Here is a 2,182-nt window from a genome sequence, read left to right on the forward strand (position 1 = left end):
ATCAATAGGTCTATTAACATCAGGAGCTATTAATAAAGGAATAGTTTTGAAATCTCCAGCTATGATAACTTTTTCAAATTTGTTATTATCTTTAAAATCTTGAAGTTGATCTTTATAATTAAGCAATTGCGCATAAAGATTTTTAGCTTCAGTATTAAGTTTTATAATGGTATTTTTAATACTTACAAATAAAGGGTCATTTTCATTTGCCAAGCCTTTTTCTATTAAAACTACATAATCATTATAAGCTTTTATAGCTTTAGCTAATTCTTCTTGATTTTCATCAAGCAAGTGCTCAATATTAAAACCTTTTGATACTATATTTTCATTAAGAACTTTAAGCTCATCATACAGTTTGTTTTTCTTATTGTTAAAGTTTGTAAATTTAGTTTCAGCATTATCAAAAGAATTTGCAAAGTCTTCTTTTACTGTTTCACTTTCAAAATTAGCTTTGCTTATGTCATGATTTTTGTATGCATTTAAAAAGCTCAAGCTTTGCAATAATGTTCTAGCATCGTTTTCTTTTACGCCTAAATATGTGGTTATAAATTTAACCTGCTCATCTTCTGTTTTATTTGATATATCGCTATACTCACTTAGTAATTTAGCTAATAATCTAATATCTATATTATAATAAACTTTATCAATATCTTTTATAATATAATTCCATATATCATCGCTAATTAAATCATTTTCATCTAAAGTGGCTGTTTCATTTTTAATATCTTCTACATCAGGGATATTCATATCTTCAGAAGGTTTAGATGGTTTAGATGGTGGTGGCACTATAGGAAGCATAGGTTTGGATATGGTATTAGCTTTATCTTGAAAATCTTTATAAACTTCATCTTTATTGCTATTGTTGTAAGTGTGAATTTGGATTTTATCAGCAGTATCACCCCAGTAGTCTTGATCAGCTGTTGCATTAGTTAAATCGTCTTCATGATGGTAAATGTGAACATTATCAAATTGAATTTGGCTATTATTAGATTTATCACCAAAAAATTTTCCAATATTATTTCCAATTATATCCGTTTTTGGATTAAAAAATAAAAATACATTTATAAAATCTTTTCTATAATGATTATCTGCGTGCCCAATAAACCCCCCTGCTATATCTCCTTGTATTTTTATTATATTATTTAACGAAATATTTTCAAAAACAATATCATCTCCAACTTCACCTAAAAAACCACCTGTATAGCTATCTTTTTTAGCATAAGATATAATATTTTGAATTTCACTTACTTCAACATTTTTTACCTTTTTTATTACATCTGCACTACCCATAAAACCTCCAGAATACGCAGCATGTTCCCCATTAGCCTCAATATTTTCAATATCTAAAATATAAACATTCTCAATAGTGTTATTCGGATATGGATAATAATATTCATTGTATAATTGCCCAGCAAAACCACCAGAATAAGATTCTTTACCCTCACTTTTTATATATCCGATTTCTCCTATAAAAATATTTCTAAAGTTAAAATAACTTCCAACATTGCCAGCATTATTTGCTCCAGCAAAACCACCAGCATAAGCACGACCATCATCACTGAAAGCATTTATGTTTTTAATATCTTTAATATAAATTTTTTCATAATTAGCCCTTCGAAAATCACCCGTAAAACCACCTGCTTTGGCTTCTTTTCCATCAGCACTAATATCTCCCATGCTATTCAAAGATATATTTGCAAATTCACCATCAGCAGATCCAGCAAAACCACCAACATTACTATATTCATCACTAACAGCACTAATATCTCCCATGCTATTCAAAGATATATTTGCAAATTCACCGCCTCCAGCAAGTCCAGCAAAACCACCAGCAGAAGCATAAGTAAATCCTTTACTAATAAAATTAATACTCCCTATATTACTTAAAGATATATTTGCAATATGCGGTTTATATTCTTCAAGCCATGACCACTCTGTAGCTCCAGCAAATCCACCTATCCTTAAATAATTAAAATTTGGATTTAGGAGATCTATTTTAACATCAATATAAGAAAGTCTTTTTAGATTAATATAATCAAAATTACTATCTATTGAAAATCCAATAAATCCACCAATATTGAAGGAATAACCCAAATCAAGCTGCTCAATACTATTATTTACTTTAATCCCACCATCCATATAATCTACATTAATATTTCTAAAATTAGCTCTTTCAGCATAT

The 2,182-nt window shown here is 28.6% G+C and carries 1 protein-coding gene; it reads right to left on the reverse strand.

The features are described from left to right. Positions 1–2,182: hypothetical protein (locus tag L8X24_RS07850; protein ID WP_263664333.1), on the reverse strand; the 2,182-nt coding region annotated here is incomplete at both ends.

It is taken from the genome of Campylobacter sp. CNRCH_2015_0814, from assembly GCF_025772765.1.
In the GTDB taxonomy this organism is placed as follows: Bacteria; Campylobacterota; Campylobacteria; order Campylobacterales; family Campylobacteraceae; genus Campylobacter_D.